Raw genomic sequence first — 22,891 nt, 5'->3', positions numbered from 1 at the left:
CAGGATGTAAGCCTTAAATCGGTTGAGAACAACCACGTGTAAGTATGAGGCAGATGATTCAGGCTATAGTGAGCCGAAAATGGTGGGTTTCAAGAACCGGAGCGCAGCATACTTAAAGGTATGTGAGCACCGGAAGCGCAGAAAAACGCCATTGCAGGCCACGATAGCGTGAATCACGGCAGGGCGTCGAAGCCTTCACCAAACCCTTTAAGATCCACCGGAATGCCAACGCCCTCTTCCGGCGTCTGGAAGACGATGAAGGTGGCAGCCTTGCCGGAGCGCAGCGTCTTGAGGAGATCGTCCTCAAGGATCACCTCGGCATAGCAGCCGTCTTCGAAGCAGCGGACGAAATAGGCGCGACCGATATCCTTGCCATCGACGTTGAGGCCAAGGCCGTTGGGCAACAGAACGCCCAGCGGTGCCAGAACACGAAGAATGCGGGCCTTGTTGTCCGCCGTCTTGAGAACCACGACCGAAAGGCCCAGTTCAGGGCGCTTTGCGGCGACCACGTTCTGGATCAGTGCGCACTGCTCTGTCTTGGCGCCAGCAGGCGTGTCACAGAGAACGGACCAGGCGCCATGCTGCGACTTGAGCTTGCCGCTCTGCTGCGGGCTGGTCGGGGCTGCCTGCGACTGGGCCGCAGGGGCTTCTTGTGGGGTTTGTAACTGCGCCGGGGTGTCCTGAGCAACCGAAGGAAGCGTTGCAACGGCGAGCGCCATACCGGCACCTGTTGCAAGGGTTGCGAGGCGCTGGCTGATCGTGCGGCGGGCGAGCATGCGAAAAGTCATGAAATCTCCAGATCGAATCACCGGGACGTTAACGCGCTGCATTGGCCATGGAAAGCGCCGTGACAGGCGTTTATCAGTCCTGGCCATCATAGCAACGGTGATACCGTCTGTTGCGTCGATTGTCACGCGGCACGTTAAAGGAAACGTCTTGTCAAATCATGGCTTCATTATGGGTTTCGTGCGATTTTCCCAAGTTTTCATGGCGAAAATGAACCGCTCTGCGGCATTGAATAAACTCAGACATTCGTTCTTTCTCATGTGGGCTGCGCGCAAAAATGCCGCACAGGAACATATTCGCCTTCCTTGCGGTGTGCGCTAAGGTGTGATTTGAACGCCGACGGGGGATGCGGCCGTCTTTAACGTCCGGCGTCCAGCTCGAAAGGGCGAAAAGGGAGAGAGTTCTGGTGGATAAGATTGTTGCCACAACGAAGGGCGCCTTCGGCGGCGCTCTTGCAGTGCTGTGGACGACTGGTGCCGCTTTTGCGGATCAGCCTCGTCCCTGGGAATGGAGATTTCAGGACGCTGCGACTGGGATTGCCGAACAGATTCATTGGTTTGAGCGTTATACGCTCTGGTTCATTATACCAATTACCCTGCTGGTTCTGTTTTTGTTGGTCTGGGTAGCGCTGCGCTTTCGCGCGAGTGCAAACCCGGAGCCATCCAAGACCAGCCACAATACCGCTATTGAAGTGATCTGGACCATCGGACCTGTGATCATTCTTCTGTTCCTGGCGGTTCCGTCCTTCCAGCTTCTGACGGCGCAATATTCGCCTGAGGATCCGACGCTGACGGTCAAGGCGACGGGATACCAGTGGTACTGGGGTTACGAATATCAGGTCGATAATCCAGTCAGTTTCGATGCCCTTCTGCTGAAGGATGCCGATCGCGCTGCCGCTGGAAAAGAGGATCGTGCGCGTTATCCGCGTCTTCTCGCCGTCGACAACGAAGTCGTGGTTCCGATCGGCGAAACGGTTCGTCTCCTCGTCACCGCTGCCGACGTGATCCATTCGTGGACGATCCCGGCTTTCGGCGTGAAGATGGACGCTGTTCCGGGCCGCATCAACGAAGCCTGGTTCAAAGCAGACAAAGAAGGCCTCTACTACGGTCAGTGCTCGGAGCTTTGCGGCAAGGATCATGGCTTCATGCCGATCGCGGTGCGCGTTGTCTCGAAAGAGCAGTATCAGACCTGGCTCGCTGCTGCGGGATCGGATTTGAACGGCGCGAACAAGGCGCTTCAGGCCGCTGTTGAAGGTGGCGCAAACGATAAAGTGGCTGCGGCGGGTCTCTGATCCCGATCGCCAAGACTGTTGAAAAACGGGAGCGAATTCCATGGCTGGCACAGCAGCTCACGAGCATGGTGCCCACGACGACCACAAGCCGCATGGCTGGGTTCGTTGGGTATACTCGACTAATCATAAAGACATCGGTACCCTGTACCTGATTTTTGCAATCATCGCCGGTATCATCGGCGGCGCTCTGTCCATTGCGATGCGCGCCGAACTCCAGGAGCCGGGTATCCAGATTTTCCATGGTCTGGCGTCCATGGTCTACGGCGTCGAGGGCGACGCCGCGCTTGATGCTGGCAAGCAGATGTTCAACGTGTTCACCTCGGCGCACGCCCTGGTCATGATTTTCTTCATGGTCATGCCTGCGTTGATCGGCGGCTTCGCCAACTGGATGGTGCCGCTGATGATCGGCGCGCCGGACATGGCTTTTCCGCGCATGAACAACATTTCGTTCTGGCTTCTGCCGCCTGCGCTGTTGCTGCTAATGATCTCGCTGTTCATGCCTTCGGCACCTGGCGGCTGGGGTCCCGGTGGTGGTTGGACGCTTTATCCGCCGCTTTCGACCTCCGGTCAGCCCGGACCGGCTGTGGACTTCGCTATCCTTGCAATCCACATCTCGGGTGCCTCGTCGATCCTCGGCGCGATCAACTTCATCACCACGATCCTCAACATGCGCGCACCGGGCATGACGCTGCACAAGATGCCGCTCTTTGCCTGGGCCGTGCTAGTGACGGCGTTCCTGCTTCTGCTTTCTCTGCCTGTTCTGGCAGGCGGCATCACCATGCTGCTGACTGATCGCAACTTCGGAACGACCTTCTTCACACCGGACGGCGGTGGTGACCCGATCCTTTACCAGCACCTGTTCTGGTTCTTCGGTCATCCTGAAGTGTACATTCTGATCCTGCCGGGCTTCGGCATCGTCAGCCACATCATTTCGACCTTCTCGCGCAAGCCGATCTTCGGTTACCTCGGCATGGCTTACGCCATGGTCGCCATTGGCGTCGTCGGCTTCGTCGTCTGGGCCCACCACATGTACACGGTCGGCTTGTCGCTCGACACGCAGCGTTACTTTGTTTTCGCGACGATGGTCATCGCGGTTCCGACGGGTATCAAGATATTCTCGTGGATCGCGACTATGTGGGGCGGTTCGCTGACCTTCCGTGCGCCGATGCTGTGGGCAATCGGTTTCATCTTCCTGTTCACGGTCGGCGGTGTGACGGGCGTCCAGCTCGCTAATGCCGGTCTCGACCGTGCGCTGCATGACACCTATTACGTTGTGGCGCACTTCCACTACGTTCTGTCGCTGGGTGCGGTGTTTGCGATCTTCGCAGGCTGGTATTACTGGTTCCCGAAGATGAGCGGCTACATGTACAATGAGTTCACGGCGAAGCTGCACTTCTGGGTAACCTTCGTTGGCGTGAACCTGGTCTTCTTCCCGCAGCACTTCCTTGGTCTTGCTGGCATGCCGCGCCGCTACATCGACTATCCGGATGCCTATGCGGGCTGGAATATGGTATCGTCCTACGGTTCCTACATTTCGGGCTTCGCCGTCCTGATCTTCCTCTACAATGTCTTCGAGGCATTCGCGAAGAAGCGTGAAGCAGGCGCAAACCCATGGGGTGAAGGCGCAACCACGCTGGAATGGCAGCTCTCATCGCCGCCGCCGTTCCACCAGTGGGAACAGTTGCCGCGCATCAAGTAATTGTGCGATGGGCGGAGTCCGGAAAAGACTTCGCCCTTCCTTACAAAATGTGCTATGGCGGGCGGCATTCTGTTCCGCCCGTCGCCGGTAGACGAAAAGTCGGCCACTAAGCACGGCGCTTTCCGGCGGGAACAGAGTGGTTTCCGGGAGGACATGGTTGTGATGGTGCCGATCCGTGCTGTAGGGGCTCGGTGTTCGGACCGGTGAATTTGAGGTTTTTGAAGTTAAAATGTCTCTGGTGGAAAAAAACGCAGGTACCGATGATGCGCTCGTTCTCTCTGAAGCGACCGCGCGGGATTACCTTGTTCTTTTGAAGCCTCGGGTGATGTCCCTTGTGGTCTTCACCGGGCTGGTCGGTCTCGTGGTCGCCCCGGGACATATGAATCCGGTACTCGCTGCCATCAGCATTTTGTGCATCGCGGTCGGCGCGGGTGCGTCCGGCGCGCTGAATATGTGGTACGATGCCGATATCGATGCGGTGATGAAGCGTACGCGCAACCGGCCTATTCCGGCCGGCGTGATTGCTCCCAATCAGGTTCTGGCTTTCGGCCTGACCTTGTCAGCCTTTTCGGTCGTTACACTCGGCCTGATGGTCAATTGGCTGTCGGCAGCACTGCTCGCCTTTACGATTTTCTTTTACGCCGTGGTCTATACGATGTGGCTGAAGCGCTCGACGCCGCAGAACATTGTCATCGGCGGTGCCGCAGGCGCATTCCCTCCAATGATAGGCTGGGCGGCTGCGACAGGTGAGGTCACCTGGGACAGCGTCGTCCTGTTCATGATTATCTTCTTGTGGACACCGCCGCATTTCTGGGCACTGTCACTTTTTTCATCCAATGATTATGAAGCGGCGCGTATTCCGATGATGCCCAACGTCAAGGGTGAACTTTCGACCCGGCGTCAGGCGCTCTTCTATTCGATCATTATGGCGCCGGTTGGCGTTCTGCCCTGGGTGCTTGGCTTCGCTGGCCCTGTCTATGGCGCGATTTCGACGTTGCTTGGATTGGCTTTCGTTTATTACGCCTGGCGCCTTTGGGCTGCCGGATCGCAGCCGGCAATGCTGGCAGCGGCGCGTAAGCTGTTTCGCTTCTCGCTGCTCTACTTGTCAGGACTATTTGCGGTGCTGCTTGCCGAAGCGCTGGTAATGAAGGCGTTCTCCGCCTTTGGAGTGTTCTAATGAATAAAACCGAACAGAAGCCGATGGACAGCGAAATGGAGCTGATTGTTCCGACGGAACAGCAAAAGAAAGCCCAGCGCAATCGTTCCTGGGGGTTGGCAATCGCTCTGGCGCTGTTCGTGCTGCTTGTCTACGTCGGCACGATTGCGAAACTGGGTACCAACATTCTAGTACGACCGCTCTAAAGCATGTTTTCCGAAAGTGGGACCGGTTTTGGGATGAAGACATGCTTGAAAACAAAAGTTTAATGCGCGTCATATGAATATGAGAAAACGCGACACGCTTTAGAGCTTCATCTGGGAGGAGAATATGGCGGATCAGCAGGAAAAAGATCAAAAGCTGAGGAAGCAGCAACGTTCCAACGCAACGATTGCTGTTGCTTGCCTGTCTTTCTTTGTCTGCATGATCGGCGCGGCCTATGCCTCCGTGCCACTTTACCGCATTTTCTGCCAGGTAACGGGTTATGGCGGCACGACACAGCGCGTCGAACAATACTCCGATACGATTCTGGACAAGACGATCAAAGTACGTTTTGACGCGAACACGGCCAATGGACTGCCATGGGATTTCCAACCCGTGCAGCGTGAGGTGACGGTTCGCATCGGCGAGACGACGATGATCAAGTATGAAGCGCGTAACCTGTTTGATGCGCCGACCTATGGTCGCGCAAGCTTCAACGTCGCGCCAGGCCGGGCAGGGGCCTATTTCAACAAAGTCGAATGCTTCTGCTTCACGGATACGACCTTGAAGCCGGGCGAAGATATGGAAATGCCGGTGGTGTTCTTTGTTGATCCGGAGATCGTCAACGATCCCGATCTGAAGGACGTCAAGACGATCACACTATCCTATACATTCTTTCCGATTGAAAAGCCGAAGCCGGTGGCAAATGCCGGCGTCGCGGCCTCCACCAACGGAAGCTGACGCTGATAAGTGCGGCGCATAATGCCGCAAAGACAAAACAATGAAGCGGTTTTATTCTTATAAGAGATACCGCTTGTTACAGACAGACTTGCTTGGAATCGCATTAGGGGTTTAAGCAGGAAAGTACGAGAGAGGAGTCCCTAAGGGGATTTACGGGGAGAGACATGGCCGACGTTCATCAGAAAAATCACGACTATCATATCATCGCGCCGAGCCCTTGGCCGTTCCTGAGCTCGATGGGTGCATTCGTGCTTGCCGTCGGCGGTATTGCCTGGATGCGTTACATCAATGCCGGTGAGCTGCCGTTCTTCGGCCTCAATGTGGTGACGCCCTGGATTTTCTTCATCGGTCTCGCGATCGTGCTCTACTGCATGTATGGCTGGTGGTCCGATACGATCAAGGAAGGACATGAGGGCCACCATACCCGTGTCGTATCACTGCATCTTCGTTACGGCATGATCATGTTCATTGCCTCGGAAGTCATGTTCTTCGTGGCGTGGTTCTGGGCGTTCTTCGATGCCAGCCTCTTCCCGAACGAAGTGCATCAGGTGGCGCGCGCTGCGTTCACAGGCGGCGTCTGGCCTCCAAAGGGTATCGAGGTTCTCGATCCGCTGCACCTGCCGCTCTACAACACCGTGATCCTGCTTCTGTCGGGCACCACGCTGACCTGGGCGCACCATGCGCTGCTGCACAATGACCGCAAGGGCATGATCACGGGTCTCGCGATCACTGTGGCTCTGGGTGTCCTGTTCTCATTTGTGCAGGCCTACGAGTACATCCACGCACCGTTTGCGTTCAAGGACTCGATCTACGGCGCGACCTTCTTCATGGCGACCGGTTTCCACGGTTTCCACGTTATCATCGGTACGATCTTCCTTCTGGTCTGCCTCTTCCGCGCCATCGGCGGCGACTTCACGCCAAAACAGCATTTCGGTTTTGAAGCCGCTGCCTGGTACTGGCACTTCGTTGACGTCGTCTGGCTGTTCCTCTTCTTCGCCATCTATGTATGGGGTGGCTGGGGTGCGCCTATGCATGCCGGCTGATCGCTAGAGCATGTCTCCTGAAAGTGGGAACCGGTTTCGGGATAAAGACATGCGTAAAAACAAACAGACAGAGCATTTCCTTGATTCAACCAAAACAGGAAATGCTCTAGCGGTCAAAAGTTCCGAGGCGGCCCTGGCAACATGGCCGCCTTTTGTTTGCGAAGAAACTACAGAATCGTGCTTTGTGCGTCCGAGAGGACGCGCGGCTCTTGAGGAGAAGGGAAGCGCAATGCCGGATCACAATCATTATCCTCCCGTCGATCCCATAAAGAGTGGCATTGCCGGACATTGTCCGCGTTGCGGTGAGGGGAAACTGTTTGAAGGCTTCCTGAAAGTGGCTCCGCGCTGCACTGCTTGCGGACTGGATTATTCTTTTGCCGATTCCGGCGACGGTCCGGCGGCGTTTGTCATTCTCATCATCGGTTTTATCGTCGTCGGTCTTGCACTCTGGATGGAAGTGAATGTCGGACCGCCGCTTTGGGTGCATTTTATCCTGTGGGTGCCGCTCGCCATCATTCTCAGTCTCGTGGCCATGCGGTGGGCCAAGGGTATCCTCATCAATATGCAGTATCGCAACAAGGCAGCGCCCGGTCGTATAGACAGCCGACAGGATGATGGCAAATGACGACAGCTCAGCAGTCGCGGCGATTTCCCTGGGGTGTCGTGATCGCATCCACAGTTGCGCTTGTCATTCTGCTGGCGCTCGGCACCTGGCAGGTGGAACGTCTGCAGTGGAAGGAGGCGCTGATTGCGTCCACCGAGCAGCGCATCCACGAGCCACCCCTTCCACTGTCCGAAATGGAACAGATCTACAAGCAGGAAGGGTCCGTCGAATATCGTCCGGTGACGGTCTCGGGCACTTTCATGCATCAGGGCGAACGGCATTTTCTGGCCACGCATAACGGAGCGGCAGGTTATTATGTCTACACGCCTCTGATGCTGGAGGATGGGCGCTTCGTGCTCGTTAATCGCGGCTTCGTTCCATACGAAAAGAAAGACCCTGCAACGCGAGCCGAAGGCCAGGTTGACGGTCCGGTCAGCGTGACCGGCCTGGCGCGTGATCCGCTTTCGGCAAAGCCCGGTTACTTCCTCCCCGACAATGATATCGCCAAGAATATTTTTTACTGGAAGGACTGGACGGCGATGGCGGAAAGCGCTGATCTGCCAAACCTCGATGAGGTTGTGCCGTTCTTCATTGATGCCGGCAGCAAGCCCAATCCGGGTGGCCTGCCAATCGGTGGCGTGACGATCATCGACTTTCCCAATAACCATCTGCAATATGCCGCTACATGGTATGGCCTTGCTCTGGCTTTGATAGGGGTTGTCGGGACGTGGTTGTGGCGCTATCGCTGTCTCAGGAAAAGTGGAGACCGGTTTTCCGTCCGAGACAGCGAGAATAAAGACGAAGAGGGTTGAGGGGTTGACAACGGCCTCGTTGCAGCCCAACTCCCAGACTAAAGCATGTCTCCCAAAAGAGGGCACCGGTTTATGGATAGAGGCATGTGCAAAATAATACACCTGAAGGATAACTTGCTTCAGGTTTCAAACCACGCCGAACTTTGTGAGCACGCTTCATGACTGATCAACGACCACCACTGGAAATCCGCCTTTGCGGTCCGCGCGGCTTTTGTGCCGGGGTGGACCGGGCGATCCAGATCGTCGTGCTGGCGCTGAAGAAATACGGCGCGCCTGTCTATGTTCGCCATGAGATCGTTCACAACCGTTACGTGGTCGAGGGCTTACAGTCACGTGGTGCGATCTTTGTCGAGGAACTGGACGAGATCCCCGCGGAACACCGCGAGCAGCCAGTGGTATTTTCGGCTCATGGCGTGCCGAAGTCGGTGCCTGCCGACGCGCAAGCCAAGAACCTGTTTTATCTCGATGCAACCTGCCCCCTGGTTTCCAAAGTGCACAAACAGGCCATGCGCCATCAGCGTCTTGGCCGTCATGTCATTTTGATCGGCCATTCCGGGCATCCAGAAGTGATCGGCACCATGGGCCAATTGCCGGATGGTGCAGTGACGCTGATCGAGACGGTTGAAGATGCGCGCGACTGCCATTTCGATGATGAGAACAATCTCGGCTTCGTGACGCAGACGACGCTTTCGGTGGATGATACGGCAGGGATTATCGAGGAACTGGAGGCACGTTTTCCGAACCTTTCGGCTCCGGCAGCGGAATCGATCTGCTATGCCACCACCAACAGGCAGGACGCAGTGCGTTCAGCTGCTCCGGGGTGCGATCTGTTTCTGATCGTCGGTGCGCCAAACTCCTCCAACTCCAGGCGTCTGGTTGAAGTTGCGGAGAAGGCAGGTGCGCGGATGTCGATGCTGGTTCAACGCGCTGCCGATATCGAATGGGATCGGATCGGCGGTATATCGGTTGTGGGGTTGTCGGCGGGTGCTTCGGCTCCTGAAATCATCGTCGATGAAATCATCGATGCCTTCAAGGCGCGCTTCAATGTGTTGATCGAACTGGCTGAAACCACGGTTGAAACCGAAAACTTCCTCGTGAATCGCGAGATTCGCGATGTGGAACTGACGGTGCAGGACATGGCATTCGTCAACGGGGAACACCGGGTGGTAGGCATTCCGAAACTGATGCCCAAGATCATACAAGGGAAATAAGCGGCATGGCCGTCTATACGGATATCAATGAAATCGAACTTGGCGCTTTCCTGCAGCAATACGATATCGGCACACTGACGTCTTACAAAGGCATTGCGGAAGGGGTGGAGAACTCCAACTATCTTCTGCACACTACTTCGGGGTCGTTCATCCTGACGCTTTACGAAAAGCGCACCAATCGTGAAGATCTGCCGTTCTTTCTTGGCCTGATGCAGCATCTGGCAAGCCGCAACCTCGAATGCCCGCAGCCAGTGGTCCGTCGTGACGGTACGACAATCGGCGAACTTGCGGGACGCCCTGCGGCAATCGTCACCTTCCTGGAAGGTATGTGGATGCGCCGCCCGACTGTCGAGCACTGTGAGGCCGTTGGCGAAGGGTTAGCCCATATGCATCTGGCGGGCGCTGATTTTTCGCTGCGCCGTCGCAACGGTTTGACACTTTCCGACTGGCGCCCTTTGTGGAACCTGTCGCGTGAACGCGCGAATACGGTGGAACCCGGTCTCGTTGGCGAGGCGGAGGCCGATCTCGCTTTTCTGGAAAAGAACTGGCCCTCCGTCCTGCCGCTGGGCGTGATCCATGCGGATCTTTTCCCGGACAATGTTTTCTTCCTTAACGACAAGCTCTCGGGCTTTATCGATTTCTACTTCGCCTGCACGGACATTCTGGCTTACGATGTTGCCGTCTGCCTCAATGCATGGTGCTTTGAAAAGGACTTTTCCTATAACCGCACCAAGGGAGCAGCGTTTCTGCGCGGCTACACCTCCATTCGCCCGCTTTCTACGGCGGAGGCCGATGCACTGCCGGTTCTGGCGCGGGGGGCCGCCATTCGTTTCATGCTGACCCGGCTTTACGACTGGCTGAATGTTCCGGAAGGCAGTTTCGTGGTCAAGAAAGATCCCATGGAATATGTGCGCAAGATGCGCTTTCATCGCCAGATCGAAACCGCTGCCGAATATGGTCTTGAGCAGCAGGGAGCGGCTGCGTGAAGCAGATAGAGGCTTTTACGGATGGTGCCTGCTCGGGTAATCCCGGTCCTGGCGGCTGGGGCGCAATTTTGCGCTGGAATGGCAATGTCAAGGAACTGAAGGGCGGTGAAGCCGACACGACCAACAACCGCATGGAGTTGATGGCGGCTATCTCGGCACTTTCAGCATTGAAGGAACCGTGCGAAGTCGATCTCTATACGGACTCGGTCTATGTGCGCGACGGCATCTCCAGTTGGATCGAAGGCTGGAAACGCAATGGCTGGAAGACGGCTGCGAAGAAACCGGTCAAGAATGCCGAATTGTGGCAGGCGCTCGACGAAGCGCGCAAGCCGCATAAGGTCAACTGGCACTGGGTCAAGGGCCATGCAGGGCATCCGGAAAATGAACGCGCTGACGAACTTGCCCGGGAGGGCATGGAGCCATTCAAATATGGCGGCCGTAAATCATTGAAGGTGCAATGATAGTTATAGGCGAAAAGGGCGGCAAATGCCGCCCTTTTTGTTTGATTAAAGCTGTTCGAGAATAGCCGATGCGGCTGACGTGACCGCCTGTCCGGCCTGTTCTTCGATATTGAGCGTCTTGACGACCCCATCTTCCACGATTGCCGAATAACGCTTGGAACGAATGCCAAGGCCGCCAGCAGTCGCGTCGAGCTCAAGGCCCGCAGCTTTCGTGAACGTTGCCGAACCATCGGCCAGATAGAGAATTTTGCCTTCGCCACCCGTGCTCTGCGCCCATGCACCCATAACGAAGGCGTCGTTCACCGCAACAACGGCGATCTGATCGACGCCCTTGGCGAGGATCGCATCGCGGTTCTCGAGATAGCCTGGCAGGTGATTGAGGCTGCAGGTCGGCGTGAAAGCACCCGGAACGGCAAAGAGAACGACCTTCTTGCCCTTGAAGATTTCGTCGGTCGTCATCTCCTTGACACCATCTGCGGTCTTTACCTTGAAAGTCGCTGCAGGCAGCTTGTCGCCAACTTTGATCGTCATTTAATTTCTCCTCGGGGCAGGGGCCGTCTGTTCCACTGCCTGTTGTCAGATTCTAGAACGCGTTTCGATCTGATTGAATCAGATCGGCGCGTCTCAACTGTTTGTTTTGACGCACATCTTATCCGAAAACCGTTTCACATTTTTCGGGATGCGCTCCAATCCACACCGCAAAGTGCGGGCGGCACAGTTAAACCGATAGCAGGTCGCCGAGCAATTTCAACATCCAGATAAGAGCATCAAGCGCCGGAAGGGAGTCTAATCCAGTGTCACCTGACCGGAGACGGCTTTTCCATTCTGGACAATGGTATAGTCGATAATGGCGTTATCTGCTTTCCCACGCACCTGGGCAGCAAAGCGGTGGCCGGAATGCCCGTCCTGAACTGCAACGGCGTCGGAAAGCCCGATTTTGTCGCTGGCAATGAACAGCTCCGCAGGGGCTGCGGGATCGGGGACGGTAAGATCGAAGACGGCTTTGTCTCCTTCCCGCTTCACATCACTGATGCCGAATGCCGAAGACGCGGGTATCGGCAGTCGGTCGAAAGCCGTCTCAATAATCGTGCGGTTGGCAATCGCCTGCGGCGAAGCTTGTTGTCCTTCGTCATTGAGCGGAAACTCGAATGTTGCCTGCACGGGAACGCAGATTTTCTCGCAGACTCCGAGGAAAACATGACCCTTCAGTCGTGTATCGGCGGAGGTCAGTTGAAAGACTATCGGCAGGGAAACCGGCTGCTTATATCCAATGCCACCTTCATCGTCTCCACCAAACCGCACAGGTGTAGGGAAATCAATCCGCGCTTTCGCATCACCCTCGATCGTGATCTGAGGCGGGACACCTGCGTCGCCCGGATTGCGCCAATAGGTCTTCCAGCCTGGTTGCAGCTCGATCTGCAATGCACCGCGCCGTTCATGACTGGCCGCATTGTCAGCGCCGTTGTCTTCAATGATGACGCGAACGCGCCCGCCGGGCGTCTCGGTCCAGTCGGAGGTGGAAGCCATGGCTGGAAACACCAGTGAGGCCAGCAGAAATGGTGCGAGGACAAAAGTTCGGATGTTCATGGACGAAAGATGGAATGAAAAGATGCTCGCTTCAAGTCCAATTGTGGCGAGCTTGCTGCGCGTTGATGGCTAGTGTGGTAGCCGGCAACCTCGTCATCTATCTTCAAGGTCGGATTACGCTTCAAAGTCCGCAGTCGAAATAAATGACCATTGTTATTTTGCTCAGTCTTGCTACCTTCATATAGATGACCATTCTTAAAGCGCCGAACAAGGAGCAGGGTTTTCTGAACGGGCAGTTCCTGCTTGCCATGCCCGGAATGAGCGACGAGCGTTTTGCCCGGTCTGTGGTCTATATCTGTGCGCATTCCGATGAAGGTGCGATGGGGTTCATCATTAATCAGCTTCAGCCCGTGGAATTTCCTGACCTTCTGCGCCAGATTGGGATCATAGACGAGGATGAGCTGATTATTCTGCCGGATCGCGCGCAGCATATGATGGTGCGTAATGGAGGACCGGTGGATCGGACACGTGGCTTCGTCTTGCATTCGGATGACTATATGGTCGATTCCACCATGCCGGTTTCTGAAGATGTCTGTCTAACGGCAACCGTAGATATCTTGCGTGCCATTTACGGGGGCAGGGGACCGTCACAAGCCCTGATGGCGCTTGGCTATTCCGGCTGGGCGCCGGGCCAGATCGAGGCAGAACTTGCCGAGAACGGTTGGCTAACCTGCGACGCGCCGCTCGACATGCTGTTCGATAGCGATATAGAGGGCAAGTATTCGCGCCTGATGCTTCATATGGGCATCGATATGTCCCGGCTTGTTTCCGACGCGGGACATGCGTGAGGAGGGGAATAAGGCAATATGTTTGAATTGCGTATGGCCGAAACGACCATATTCTCCTACTGCCCTACTGCCCTACTGCCCTACTGCCCTACTGCCCTACTGCCCTTATCAAGCCGCCGCCGCGTCCAACTGTTCGCGGATCATACGAGTTGCTTCGTCACGGCTCGTCGGCTGGCCGAACATGAAGCTCTGCACATACTCGCACCCCATCTGGCGAAGCTGGAGCGCATCGCTTTCGCTTTCCACACCTTCGGTTACGACGGCGAGGCCGAGATCATGTGCCATGCTTATAATCGAGCGTAGCAGGGTAGCTTTCTGGGGCTGATCGCCTTTCACGAAGGAGCGATCGATCTTGATGATGTCGAACGGGAAACGCGTGAGATAAGCCAGCGAGGAATAACCCGTCCCGAAATCATCGAGCGACAGGCCTATGCCCATGGCTTTAAGCCGGGCCAGGACATGCGTGGACTGTTCCGGGTTTTCCATGAGGACGGACTCTGTCAACTCAAGCTTGAGGCTGCCCGGATTGAGATGGATGCGGGAAAGCACTGAACGGACATCGTTGATGAGGTCCTGACGGATAAGCTGTGTGGATGAAAGATTGACCGAAACGAAGAGGTCGAGCTTCGGGAATTGTTCCTGCCACGCGAAAAGGTCTTCCGCAGCCCGCTGCATCGCAAACAGGCCAAGCTGGATTATAAGGCCGGAATTTTCGGCAATCGGAATGAATTCCGACGGTGAAATGGCGCCGCGTCGAGGATGTTCCCAGCGCATAAGGGCTTCGAAACCGGCAATCGTACCTTCATCAAGCTTGACGATGGGCTGATAGACGAGACTGATCTCGTCGCGTTCAAGCGCACGACGCAGATCGGATTCAAGCTGGAGCTTGTCGCTGCCGATGGCTCTGAATGCGGGACGGAACGGCTCGATGCGGTCACCGCCGAAGCGCTTTGCCTGATACATGGCAAGTTCCGCGTCCTTCACGAAATCTTCGGCGGACGTTGCCGTCTTCGTCCATGTAATCAGGCCGACGGATGAGGTCAGGACGATTTCGCGCTTTGCATAGGCAATTGGTGCACGCACGGCCTGACGCAGAGCCTCAGCAAAGGAGGCGATGCGGCCCGGATCGCTTTCAGAGGCGAGCAGCAAGCCGAACTGGTCTGAGGACAGGCGCGAGAGCGTATCCTGTGGCTTCATGAGGCGTGCCAGACGACGCGAAACGGTCAGAAGGATCGTATCGCCCGCCGACATGCCGAGGCTGTCGTTGACCTGTTTGAAGCGATCTATATCGATGATGAACACTGTCGGGTGTAGATTGCTTTCGCCGCGCGCCATGTTCATGACATTGCTGAGACGATCGAGGAACAGCTCGCGGTTTGGAAGACCGGTCAGGTTGTCGTGCACGGCATCGTGCAACAGGCGCTCTTCGGCCTTTTTCTGCTCCGTTACATTTACTAGCGTGCCGACGCAGCGCACCACTTCGCCATCGGAGCCGATGACCGGGCGTGCCCGAAGCGCATACCAGTGATAGTGACCATCATTGGCACGCAGCCGGAAAATCTGACCGATACGTCCGCGCCGGTTCTCCAGAATGGCATCAAGTGTGGACCGGAACCGGTCGCGGTCGTCGGCATGCATGACGGGAAGCCAGTTGCGTGCCGGACCTTGCAGGCTGTTGGCGGTATTGCCGAGATAATTGGCGATGTCGGGCGTCGTCACCACGCGATCACGTGGCACATCCCAATCCCATACGATGTCTCCAGCGCCGATGACGGCAAGCGCCTGTCGCTCCATATCGGACAGAAGGCCCTGTTGCAGCGCCCCGCCGGCGAAGGCATGCTGCATGACGGTAAAGCCGATCAGAAGGACGATCAGGACAAGACCGCCACCAAGTGCGGGCTGCACAATGTCATTATCGAGCCTGCCCGAAACCGTCATCCAGGCACCCAGCAACCATATGAGGGTCAGGAGCCAGGCCGGTATCAGCATGACGGCGCGATCATATCCCTTGACCGCCAGATACCCGATGATGGCAACACCGGACAGAACAGTCAGTGTGAGCGAAATGCGCGCAATACCGGAAGCCACGGGCGGATCGAAAACGGCAACCCCTGCAAGTGCCAGCAGGCCTAGCACCCAGGTCACCGCACCATAGCTGAAATGATCGTGCCAGCGGTTGAGATTGAGATAGGTGAACAAGAAAATCACAAGAGAGGCGGCAAGCGCCACTTCAGTACCTGCTCGCCAAATCTGCTCATTGCCCGGCGTTATCTCCATCAGCTTGTTCCAGAAGCCGAAATCGACGCAGATATAGGCCAGAACGGCCCATGCAAGTGCGGCGGTGGCGGGAAACAGGGAAGTGCCCTTGACGACGAAAAGGATGGTCAGAAACAGCGCCAGCAAGCCGGAGATGCCGAGCAGGATACCGCGATAGAGCGTGTAGGAATTGACCGCATCCTTGTAGGCTTCGGGCTCCCACAGATAAAGCTGAGGCAGGTTATGCGAAGATAGTTCAGCCACGAAGGTGACGACGCTGCCAGGATTGAGCGTGATGCGGAAAATGTCTGCATCGGCACTCGGCTGGCGGTCGAGCGCAAAGCCCTCGCTCGGTGTGATCGATGCAATGCGCGGAGATCCAAGGTCGGGCCAGATGACGCCGGAGCCGACGAGACGAAAATGCGGAGCCACAATCAGGCGGTCGATCTGTTCGTCGGTAGGGTTTGCAATAGAGAAAGCGGCCCAGTCGCCGGAAGCCTTGCTGTTCTGATCGGCTTGCACCTCAATGCGGCGCACAATGCCGTCGGGACCCGGTGCGGTCGATACCTGCACGCTTTCGCCCTTGTTGCGCAGAAGTTCGACAGCGCGGGACAGGTCGAGGGCGGTATCTTCCTTGGAAATCTTGATCGGTTCGATGGCCGATGCCTGGACGACCGAAACGGTCAGAAAGACCACGAGCGCGAGAAACCGAGCGCCAGCAACAAACCACTTATCCGCAAAACCCGTCACGAGCGTCCAACCTTGCCATTGATCATGCGGCTATCCGTCATACGTTTGTCGCTTTCTAAAAGGGCAAAAAGCAGGTGGTCCTGCCAGAAACCGTTTATCTTGAGATAGGAACGCAGCAGTCCTTCTCTCTCAAATCCGGCTTTTTCGAGAAGCCGTATCGAACGCACATTATGAGGGATACAGGCTGCTTCAATCCGGTGCAACCGCAGTTGATCGAATGCGAAGGGGATAACCAGCGACAACGCTTCGGTCATATAGCCGTTGCCGGCATAAGGCGCGCCACTCCAATAACCGATCATACCGTTCTGGCCGACGCCGCGCCGGATATTGCCGAGCGTGATGCCGCCGACAAGTTTGTTATCGCTGTTGCGGAATACAAAAAATGGATAGCCGGTCCCGGCAGATATTTCGTCCTGGAAACGGCGTATCCGATGGCGAAAGGAGCTCTTGGTGAGGTCGTCTTCGGGCCAGGTCGGCTCCCACGGCGCAAGAAAGGCGCGGCTTTGTTCCCGCAGGCTGGCCCAGCTTGCAAAATCACTCATCATCGGCTCGCGCAGATAGATACGCTGCCCACGCAGGACGGTCGGGTTGTTTCTACGGAAGGGCAGGCCGATCATGACGAGATAAGGCAATATGGCAGTAAGTCAGTAAGGCAATAGGGAAGGGTGGACGTATTCACCGAGCTAAACATACTGCCCTACTCCCCTAGTGCCCTATTGCCTTAATCAAACAGCGATTTTCCTCGCATGCGCGCTGGTCGAAAGGGCATCCGACAGCCCGTCAAAGCTCATCAGGCGCCCGACCGGGCCGACGCCGGCAATGGTAGGCTTGCTGTCAAGGAAAAGGCGTCCGGCCAGATCGGTCAGCCGTTCAGGCGTAATCAATGAGAGGCGGTCCATCAGCTCGCTGTTTTCGACAGTGCGACCATAAAGCAGGAACTGACGTGCCATCTGCCCAGCGCGGCTCGCGGCGCTTTCCTGCGACATAAGAAGGCTTGCGCGATATTGCGCGCGGGCACGATCCACCTCTTCCAGACTGATGGAATCGGCCACCTTGTGCAGTTCATCGATCAGAACAGGGACGAGTTCGACAAGTTCGTCGCGACCCGTTGCGGCATGAATGCCGAACAAACCGGTGTCCGAAAAGCCCCAATGGAAGGCATACACGGAATAGCAGAGGCCGCGCTTCTCGCGCACTTCCTGGAAGAGACGTGAGGACATGCCGCCGCCCAGTACCATGGACAGGAGTTGCGAGGCATAAAAGTCCCGCACATGATAGGCGCGCCCCTCAAAGCCGATCAGAACTTGCGCATCCATCAGGTCGCGATTTTCACGGAAATCACCACCGACATAGTGGGCAAGGTCGAGTGTGGGTGCCGTATTGTGAGCGCGGAAACCGCCGAGACGTTTTTCCACTTCCTTGACGAAGGATTCGTGATCCACGCCGCCCGCAGCGGTCACGACCATGCGGTCGGCGCTGTATTGCTCGTCCATATATTGGCGTAGATCGGCAGAGGTGAAGGACGTCACAGTTTCCGGCTCGCCGAGAATAGCGCGTCCGATCGGCTGGTGGCGATAGGCTGTTTCGGTGAAACGGTCGAAAACAATATCGTCGGGCGTGTCGTGCGCCGCGCCGATTTCCTGCATGATGACCTGCTTCTCGCGTTCCAGTTCAGCTTCGTCAAACTTGGAAGCGGTCAGGATATCGGAGAGAATGTCGATGGCGAGCGGCACATCATTGCGCAGGACACGCGCATAGTAGGATGTGGTCTCGACGCTGGTGGCGGCGTTGATTTCGCCGCCGACATTTTCGATATCCGACGCAATTTGCCACGCAGTGCGGTTTTCGGTTCCCTTGAATGCCATGTGCTCAAGAAGATGAGCAATACCATGCCGGTCGGCAGCTTCGTTTCGCGCGCCGGCCTTAACCCATATTCCAAGCGCCACGCTTTCCACGTGGGGCATCGTATCGGTGGCTATCGTCAATCCGTTGGAAAGACGCGTTACTTCAACACCCATAAGCAAACTGCTCCCTGCATTCCCGCTCTGGTTCTCGTCTCGGAGCTGGTCTTTTTAAGCTCTCGAATGGCGGCGAACGTATTCTTCCACGATTTTCAGGTCGTTGTGAAGAACTGTGAAGCTTTCTTTTCGTTGCATCAAGTCCGAAAGCCATGCCGGAAGCTCCGGTTCGACGCCACTGGCAACCCTTACGGCATCGGGAAATTTGGCTGGGTGTGCTGTCGCAAGAACAACCATCGGCGACGCGTCGGACACATTTTCGCGAGCGACCTTCACGCCGATCGCCGAATGCGGATCAAGCAGATAACCGTCCGCTTCAAGCACGGATTTGATCGTTTTCGCGGTTTCGTCGACATTTGAACGGCCAGCAGAGAATTCGTTGCGGATCGCCGAAAGGGGTTGTTCAGCGATCGAGAAGCCACCCGACTGCTTCAGGCTTGCCATCAGACCGCGCAACGCGGCCGCATCGCGTCCATGGGCTTCGAACAGAAGGCGTTCGAAATTCGAGGAAATCTGAATATCCATCGACGGTGAGGTAGTTTGCGCGACACCGCGCATCTCATACGCACCGCTTTCGAGCGTGCGCGAGAGAATGTCGTTATCGTTGGTGGCAATGATCAACCGATCGATAGGCAGTCCCATCCGCTTGGCCACGAAGCCAGCGAAAATATCGCCGAAATTGCCAGTCGGTACGGTGAAGGACACAGAGCGATCCGGCGCGCCGAGGCTCAATGCCGCCGTAAAGTAATAGACGACCTGCGGCATGATGCGTGCCCAGTTGATCGAGTTCACTCCCGAAAGCGACAGTGCATCACGGAATTGAAGGTCGTTGAACATGCCTTTTACAAGGTTCTGGCAATCATCGAAGTTACCTTCGACGGAAAGGGCATGAACGTTGGAGAAGCCGGACGATGTCATCTGGCGCTGCTGCACCGGCGACACGCGACCGTTCGGAAACAGGATGAAGATGTCCGTGTTGTCGCGGCCACCGAAGGCTTCAATTGCCGCGCCGCCCGTATCGCCTGAGGTGGCGCCGACAATGGTTGCACGTTCGCCACGCTGTGCCAGAACATAGTCCATCATGCGGGCGAGAAGCTGCATGGCGACGTCTTTGAAGGCCAGCGTCGGACCATGGAAAAGCTCAAGCACGAATTCATTCGCACCGGTCTGAACCAGCGGGCAAACCGCGTCATGGCGGAAAGTTCCGTAGGCTTCATGCACCATGCGGCGGAAATCCGAATGCGGAATTTCGCCATCGATAAATGGAGTGAGCACGGCCAGCGCGATATCCACATAGGATTTTCCGCGCAGGTCGCGGATCTGTTCTGGCGAAAACTGGGGATAATCCTGCGGCAGATAGAGACCGCCGTCCCGGGCGAGACCAGCGAGCAATGCATCGCTGAACCCCAGGACCGGTGCTTCCCCACGCGTGCTTACATATTTCATTTCTTGGGCCTTCATTTCAGATCGGCGCGGTTTTGAGCCGGGTAATGCAATAGAGCGTCCCTAAAAAAGCCGCAAGGTTTTAAAGCATGTTGACGTGGATGGGGGTTGCTCTCAGGAGCAAAAAACGGGAAAACGTCAACGCGCTACACACATGCGTGATGTAGAAGACAGGTCGATCAGTGCAGGGAAGCCCGGTTTATGCAAACAGCACCACAGAATCGTTCACCGTTGTTTCCAGTGTTTGCAACGGTTTTGCTCGCAGCTCTCGCAGGCTGCACAACCAGTGGCACTGATAAGGCCACCGACGGAGCCCCCGGTTCCTCGCTAACCACGCCCGCCGCTTCCGGCGATCAGCGGATCAAGGAATCCGAACTGCGCGCCTTTTGCCCTTCGGTGTCGCTCCGCGAAGGCACCGCCTTTTTCAATACATACGAAAAGGGTGGCGACAAGGACCCGGCGCGTGTGATCTATCAGGCCGCTCTGACCGATACGACCCGCGCCTGCCAGTATGGCGCCGGAACCATGACAATCGATGTTGCTGCTGCCGGTAAGGTCGTTCCTGGTCCAAAGTACAAGAGTGGCACCATAACCATGCCTATCCGTGTGGCTGTTCGTCAGGGCGATCAGGTCATCTATTCAAAGCTGCATAAGCAGGCGGTTACGATAGCCAACGCGGACACCGCAACGCAGTTCGTCTTCAATGACAAGGCGATCACGGTGCCGATGACAGACAAGAACAATATGCAGATTTTCGTTGGTTTCGACGAAGGTCCGTATGAAACAAAGTAAAGATTTATCGTCATTCGTCGGTTGATAAAATCGTTCTGTTGAGTGATGCGCGGAAATGTCCTCTGCGCATCGTTTAATTTAGCGAATAATAAATATAAAATAATATAAATTTATAGATAATATTATATATAAGACTTATATTTTGAATAGTTGCGTAATGTGGCGAATTTATTTACGGGTTTTTATTTTAATTCGGCATTAATGAAAATTTCAATAGTAATCATGCATCTTTTTGTTTTGTGCTATGATCTTTTTGTGTTGAGGTTTTATCGCGTCATAATCGAACCGCAGCAATAGTTGGCGCGATCAATCCCTGCGCATACTGTGATATATTTAAGGGCAAGGTTCATATGCGATTTGATCGCAGTAAATTTCTGAATCCTGTTTCGCTCATTTTGCTTTTTATGTTGTTTCTTGGTGCAGCATTCGGGCAGTGGGTAGGCAACAGGTTTCGAATTGTCGATGAAGAACGGCACATGAATATTTACATGGCCGCTTTGCTTGCTCATGCCAATCGTCTGGCCGTCTCAGCCCACGAAACAATCGAAGCAGCCAACCGTTCGCCCTATGAACTGTGTTCCTCGGAAGAAATGACCTATCTGCGCAAGCTGGTTTTCTCCGCATATCATATCAAGGATATAGGCCGGTTTCGTGGAGATCGTCTTATCTGCTCGACGCTTTTGAGCGATATTCCCGAGCAGCCGAGCCGCTCGCCTGCCGATGTTCATCTGAGCGATGGCACCTATGTTTATGGTGACAGATTGCTGATTACGCCGGGCAGTCATGGATCGGTCATCGGTAAAGACGGGTCTAATGTTATTTTGAGTTCGGTCGCCTTCGATCTGCTCCACACGCCGCAGTTCGGTTTTTCGATCTATATGCGCGATGCAGACCAGAAGCATTTCGCACGCCTCTACGGTTATCCGTCAGAGAATGCACCCAACCCGGATTTCAGCGCGCTCGGACGGAAATACGATGTGTTGAGCAACGCCATCAGAGAGTATCGTTGCGACGACAATACCAGCATGTGCATTGCTCTCGAGGCACGACTGGACAATTCCAGCGCTTCCGCCCGATGGAAATCCTTTATTGCAATCAGCCTCGGTCTGCTCGTCGGTGCAACGCTTGGTTTGAGCTGGTTCGCCTATCGCAATCGCGAACGTCCGTTGGCTTCCATGCTCAACAAAGCGCTGAGCGCCCGTCAGCTTGAGGTCGTCTATCAGCCGGTGGTCAACGTGGCGGATGCCAATATTACCGGTTTTGAAGCTCTCTTGCGCTGGCAGTTGCAAACCGGCGACCTGATCCCGCCGGATGTCTTTATTGCCGAAGCGGAAGAGAAGGGTATGGCAGGTCGGGTAACAGCCTATGTTGTCGATCGAGTTATCGACGAAATGGGAGATGTGTTGCGCCGCAACCGGAACATTCAGATCAATATCAATATAACTGCAAGTGACGTCCAAGCGCCCGCTTTTCAAAACAATATCCAGGCGAAACTGGCTGATGCAGGCATTGATCCCCGTCAGATCGGTCTTGAGCTTACGGAACGTACAGCAGTGGATTTCTCGAAGGCGTCGGAAGGCATCAGACAACTTCGTGAACAAGGGCACAGGGTCTATATTGATGACTTTGGTACAGGCTATTCAAGTCTTGCCTATCTGGGCGAGTTGCAGATAGATGCCATCAAGATTGACAAGGCTTTCACACGGACTGTCTGTACCGATGGCGAGACAGTATCGATCGTGCCGCAGATCGTCTCCATGGCTCGACAGCACAATCTCGACATTGTCATCGAAGGGATCGAGACAGAAGCTCAGGCTGATTATTTCCGCAAGATGAAAACTCCGATGACCGCGCAGGGCTGGTTTTATGGTAAGCCTCTGCGTGCCGACGATGCTGCGGCGCTGGTGATGACTAATGCGCCCAAGGCCAGGCAAAAGCGCGTTAGAACGGTCTCTGGAAGTGTCTGATAGACTGGTTCTGTGGAAAAACGCAGATCGATAAAATTCGAATTAAATACAACTGCCAGCGTGAAATGAATGGCAACAGATTTACGCTAGTGTGTTCTCATGAAACAGAAATACGAACGCATTCTTGAACCGACGGATACCTGGGCGATCTTCGATACGTCCACTGGCGAGCCCGTCATCATGGGAACCCGCTTGCTGATCGGCCTCTCGGAAGACGAAGCCGAAGAGCTCTTGGCAATTCTCAATGCTCCACCCAAGGGGCGCAACAAACAATCCGCCGCCTGACAAAAGCCAGGCGT

At 55.6% G+C, this 22,891-nt stretch carries 22 protein-coding genes; 15 read left to right on the top strand and 7 right to left on the bottom strand.

Annotated elements, in window-relative coordinates; translation table 11 throughout:
• Positions 1-173 precede the first annotated feature (173 nt).
• Complete coding sequence (locus tag ACYSN1_RS04360; protein ID WP_105541206.1) at positions 174-788, bottom strand: invasion associated locus B family protein; 615 nt, start codon at positions 786-788, stop codon at positions 174-176.
• Positions 789-1,192: 404 nt separating this feature from the next.
• On the opposite strand from ACYSN1_RS04360, the gene coxB reads away from it, so the two are divergent.
• The 11 genes from coxB (at position 1,193) to rnhA (ending at position 10,991) form a co-directional block, all read left to right on the top strand.
• Entirely contained in the window at positions 1,193-2,077 is an 885-nt protein-coding gene (gene coxB, locus ACYSN1_RS04355; RefSeq protein ID WP_461724553.1) for a cytochrome c oxidase subunit II, read from the top strand.
• Between the two features lie 40 nt (positions 2,078-2,117).
• Positions 2,118-3,776, top strand: coding sequence for a cytochrome c oxidase subunit I (gene ctaD / locus ACYSN1_RS04350; protein WP_140020012.1), 1,659 nt, complete (start codon positions 2,118-2,120; stop codon positions 3,774-3,776).
• A gap of 229 nt (positions 3,777-4,005) precedes the next feature.
• Positions 4,006-4,953 carry a heme o synthase gene (locus ACYSN1_RS04345; protein WP_461724552.1) on the top strand — a complete coding sequence of 316 codons (948 nt, stop codon included), beginning with the start codon at positions 4,006-4,008 and terminating at the stop codon, positions 4,951-4,953.
• Entirely contained in the window at positions 4,953-5,138 is a 186-nt protein-coding gene (locus ACYSN1_RS04340; protein WP_461724551.1) for a hypothetical protein, read from the top strand. Before ACYSN1_RS04345 ends, ACYSN1_RS04340 begins: the two co-directional genes overlap by 1 nt.
• Before the next feature lie 124 nt (positions 5,139-5,262).
• Complete coding sequence (locus tag ACYSN1_RS04335; RefSeq protein ID WP_140020009.1) at positions 5,263-5,874, top strand: cytochrome c oxidase assembly protein; 612 nt, start codon at positions 5,263-5,265, stop codon at positions 5,872-5,874.
• Positions 5,875-6,038: 164 nt separating this feature from the next.
• A complete protein-coding gene (locus tag ACYSN1_RS04330; protein ID WP_461724550.1) occupies positions 6,039-6,917 on the top strand; it encodes a cytochrome c oxidase subunit 3 in 879 nt (292 codons plus the stop codon).
• A gap of 229 nt (positions 6,918-7,146) precedes the next feature.
• Complete coding sequence (locus ACYSN1_RS04325) at positions 7,147-7,542, top strand: DUF983 domain-containing protein (protein WP_140020007.1); 396 nt, start codon at positions 7,147-7,149, stop codon at positions 7,540-7,542.
• Positions 7,539-8,333 carry an SURF1 family protein gene (locus tag ACYSN1_RS04320; RefSeq protein WP_461724549.1) on the top strand — a complete coding sequence of 265 codons (795 nt, stop codon included), beginning with the start codon at positions 7,539-7,541 and terminating at the stop codon, positions 8,331-8,333. The genes ACYSN1_RS04325 and ACYSN1_RS04320 overlap by 4 nt, the downstream gene beginning before the upstream one ends.
• Positions 8,334-8,491: 158 nt before the next feature.
• On the top strand, positions 8,492-9,544 hold the full coding sequence (gene ispH / locus ACYSN1_RS04315; protein WP_461724548.1) for a 4-hydroxy-3-methylbut-2-enyl diphosphate reductase: 1,053 nt from the start codon (positions 8,492-8,494) through the stop codon (positions 9,542-9,544).
• A gap of 5 nt (positions 9,545-9,549) precedes the next feature.
• Positions 9,550-10,530, top strand: a complete 981-nt coding sequence (locus ACYSN1_RS04310; RefSeq protein ID WP_461724547.1) for a homoserine kinase — start codon at positions 9,550-9,552, stop codon at positions 10,528-10,530.
• A complete protein-coding gene (gene rnhA / locus ACYSN1_RS04305; RefSeq protein WP_140020003.1) occupies positions 10,527-10,991 on the top strand; it encodes a ribonuclease HI in 465 nt (154 codons plus the stop codon). The genes ACYSN1_RS04310 and rnhA overlap by 4 nt, the downstream gene beginning before the upstream one ends.
• A gap of 45 nt (positions 10,992-11,036) precedes the next feature.
• Here rnhA and ACYSN1_RS04300 read toward each other — a convergent pair whose 3' ends face one another.
• Both ACYSN1_RS04300 and ACYSN1_RS04295 read right to left on the bottom strand, forming a co-directional pair.
• Positions 11,037-11,522, bottom strand: a complete 486-nt coding sequence (locus ACYSN1_RS04300; RefSeq protein WP_461724546.1) for a redoxin family protein — start codon at positions 11,520-11,522, stop codon at positions 11,037-11,039.
• A 255-nt stretch (positions 11,523-11,777) separates the two neighbouring features.
• Positions 11,778-12,578, bottom strand: a complete 801-nt coding sequence (locus tag ACYSN1_RS04295) for a protein-disulfide reductase DsbD domain-containing protein (RefSeq protein ID WP_461724545.1) — start codon at positions 12,576-12,578, stop codon at positions 11,778-11,780.
• Between the two features lie 185 nt (positions 12,579-12,763).
• Between ACYSN1_RS04295 and ACYSN1_RS04290 the strand changes: the two genes are divergently transcribed.
• Positions 12,764-13,366, top strand: coding sequence for a YqgE/AlgH family protein (locus tag ACYSN1_RS04290; protein WP_461724544.1), 603 nt, complete (start codon positions 12,764-12,766; stop codon positions 13,364-13,366).
• A 108-nt stretch (positions 13,367-13,474) separates the two neighbouring features.
• On the opposite strand, the gene pdeA is transcribed toward ACYSN1_RS04290, so the two are convergent.
• The 4 genes from pdeA to thrC all read right to left on the bottom strand — a co-directional run bounded on the left by pdeA (position 13,475) and on the right by thrC (position 19,836).
• On the bottom strand, positions 13,475-16,372 hold the full coding sequence (gene pdeA / locus ACYSN1_RS04285; protein WP_461724543.1) for a phosphodiesterase PdeA: 2,898 nt from the start codon (positions 16,370-16,372) through the stop codon (positions 13,475-13,477).
• Entirely contained in the window at positions 16,369-16,989 is a 621-nt protein-coding gene (locus tag ACYSN1_RS04280) for a GNAT family N-acetyltransferase (RefSeq protein ID WP_461725275.1), read from the bottom strand. The genes pdeA and ACYSN1_RS04280 overlap by 4 nt, the downstream gene beginning before the upstream one ends.
• Positions 16,990-17,097: 108 nt before the next feature.
• The gene (locus ACYSN1_RS04275; RefSeq protein ID WP_461724542.1) at positions 17,098-18,390 is read right to left on the bottom strand and encodes a M16 family metallopeptidase; all 1,293 of its coding nucleotides are present in this window, start codon (positions 18,388-18,390) and stop codon (positions 17,098-17,100) included.
• Between the two features lie 54 nt (positions 18,391-18,444).
• Complete coding sequence (gene thrC / locus ACYSN1_RS04270; protein WP_461724541.1) at positions 18,445-19,836, bottom strand: threonine synthase; 1,392 nt, start codon at positions 19,834-19,836, stop codon at positions 18,445-18,447.
• Positions 19,837-20,034: 198 nt separating this feature from the next.
• Between thrC and ACYSN1_RS04265 the strand changes: the two genes are divergently transcribed.
• The 3 genes from ACYSN1_RS04265 (at position 20,035) to ACYSN1_RS04255 (ending at position 22,877) form a co-directional block, all read left to right on the top strand.
• The gene (locus ACYSN1_RS04265) at positions 20,035-20,625 is read left to right on the top strand and encodes a hypothetical protein (RefSeq protein WP_461724540.1); all 591 of its coding nucleotides are present in this window, start codon (positions 20,035-20,037) and stop codon (positions 20,623-20,625) included.
• A gap of 350 nt (positions 20,626-20,975) precedes the next feature.
• Positions 20,976-22,592 (top strand): EAL domain-containing protein, encoded by a 1,617-nt coding sequence (locus ACYSN1_RS04260; RefSeq protein ID WP_461724539.1) that lies wholly within the window; start codon positions 20,976-20,978, stop codon positions 22,590-22,592.
• 99 nt (positions 22,593-22,691) lie between these two features.
• Positions 22,692-22,877: a hypothetical protein gene (locus ACYSN1_RS04255; protein WP_461724538.1), complete on the top strand. Its 186-nt coding sequence runs from the start codon at positions 22,692-22,694 to the stop codon at positions 22,875-22,877.
• Positions 22,878-22,891 lie beyond the last annotated feature (14 nt).

This window comes from Brucella sp. LJL56 (assembly GCF_054871705.1).
Note: the sequence above shows the minus strand (reverse complement) of the source record. Positions and strands in the feature narration are given on the sequence as shown.

Bases quoted from the DNA above. Each gene is read 5' to 3' on its own strand.
- ACYSN1_RS04360 (WP_105541206.1), bottom strand. From the start codon at position 788: ATGACTTTTCGCATGCTCGCCCGCCGCACGATCAGCCAGCGCCTCGCA.
- ctaD (WP_140020012.1), top strand. From the start codon at position 2,118: ATGGCTGGCACAGCAGCTCACGAGCATGGTGCCCACGACGACCACAAG.
- ACYSN1_RS04345 (WP_461724552.1), top strand. From the start codon at position 4,006: ATGTCTCTGGTGGAAAAAAACGCAGGTACCGATGATGCGCTCGTTCTC.
- ACYSN1_RS04340 (WP_461724551.1), top strand. From the start codon at position 4,953: ATGAATAAAACCGAACAGAAGCCGATGGACAGCGAAATGGAGCTGATT.
- ACYSN1_RS04335 (WP_140020009.1), top strand. From the start codon at position 5,263: ATGGCGGATCAGCAGGAAAAAGATCAAAAGCTGAGGAAGCAGCAACGT.
- ACYSN1_RS04330 (WP_461724550.1), top strand. From the start codon at position 6,039: ATGGCCGACGTTCATCAGAAAAATCACGACTATCATATCATCGCGCCG.
- ACYSN1_RS04325 (WP_140020007.1), top strand. From the start codon at position 7,147: ATGCCGGATCACAATCATTATCCTCCCGTCGATCCCATAAAGAGTGGC.
- ACYSN1_RS04320 (WP_461724549.1), top strand. From the start codon at position 7,539: ATGACGACAGCTCAGCAGTCGCGGCGATTTCCCTGGGGTGTCGTGATC.
- ispH (WP_461724548.1), top strand. From the start codon at position 8,492: ATGACTGATCAACGACCACCACTGGAAATCCGCCTTTGCGGTCCGCGC.
- ACYSN1_RS04310 (WP_461724547.1), top strand. From the start codon at position 9,550: ATGGCCGTCTATACGGATATCAATGAAATCGAACTTGGCGCTTTCCTG.
- ACYSN1_RS04300 (WP_461724546.1), bottom strand. From the start codon at position 11,522: ATGACGATCAAAGTTGGCGACAAGCTGCCTGCAGCGACTTTCAAGGTA.
- ACYSN1_RS04295 (WP_461724545.1), bottom strand. From the start codon at position 12,578: ATGAACATCCGAACTTTTGTCCTCGCACCATTTCTGCTGGCCTCACTG.
- ACYSN1_RS04290 (WP_461724544.1), top strand. From the start codon at position 12,764: ATGACCATTCTTAAAGCGCCGAACAAGGAGCAGGGTTTTCTGAACGGG.
- ACYSN1_RS04280 (WP_461725275.1), bottom strand. From the start codon at position 16,989: ATGATCGGCCTGCCCTTCCGTAGAAACAACCCGACCGTCCTGCGTGGG.
- ACYSN1_RS04275 (WP_461724542.1), bottom strand. From the start codon at position 18,390: ATGGGTGTTGAAGTAACGCGTCTTTCCAACGGATTGACGATAGCCACC.
- thrC (WP_461724541.1), bottom strand. From the start codon at position 19,836: ATGAAATATGTAAGCACGCGTGGGGAAGCACCGGTCCTGGGGTTCAGC.
- ACYSN1_RS04265 (WP_461724540.1), top strand. From the start codon at position 20,035: ATGCAAACAGCACCACAGAATCGTTCACCGTTGTTTCCAGTGTTTGCA.
- ACYSN1_RS04260 (WP_461724539.1), top strand. From the start codon at position 20,976: ATGCGATTTGATCGCAGTAAATTTCTGAATCCTGTTTCGCTCATTTTG.
- ACYSN1_RS04255 (WP_461724538.1), top strand. From the start codon at position 22,692: ATGAAACAGAAATACGAACGCATTCTTGAACCGACGGATACCTGGGCG.